Raw genomic sequence first — 409 nt, forward strand, 5'->3', positions numbered from 1 at the left:
TAATCTCAATAACATCGTTCTCACGCCCCAGTACTTTGGCCATTTCGATAAGTATTTTTGCCGAATAAACTTCTTGAAATGAAGTGTCAATCCATGACAAAAATCCGTGACTCCATGCTGCGTTAAAATTTTTGTCCATTCGGTGTTGGTTATCCATTCCACACCCCCATCCACTTGAATAATAAGTTCCATCAGGCCAGGAACGATAGGTATGAAACCATTCATAATAAGCCAGAAGTACTGGAAAAACATTTTTCAATCTATCGGTATCATTATAATTTAAAATTGAGTTATACACTTAATATCTGTTTTATGTTTTTTTGATAAATCGGTTTTGCATTCACCATTCTTTCTATGGATTTATGAAAAATACTTGTTTTAAATTGAGAACGGTTTATCCTAAAACAAA

At 33.3% G+C, this 409-nt stretch carries 1 protein-coding gene and 1 pseudogene; both read right to left on the bottom strand.

Features of this window, described 5'->3' with window-relative positions; translation table 11 throughout:
* A partial coding sequence (locus GTZ96_RS18165) for a hypothetical protein (protein ID WP_207720209.1) occupies positions 1 to 298 on the bottom strand: 298 nt, incomplete at its 3' end.
* A pseudogene (locus GTZ96_RS18170) lies at positions 291 to 409 on the bottom strand (IS1595 family transposase); the annotation flags it as partial. The pseudogene GTZ96_RS18170 and the gene GTZ96_RS18165, both read right to left, overlap by 8 nt.

The sequence above is a fragment of the Flavobacterium undicola genome, from assembly GCF_009909155.2.
GTDB lineage: Bacteria > Bacteroidota > Bacteroidia > Flavobacteriales > Flavobacteriaceae > Flavobacterium > Flavobacterium undicola.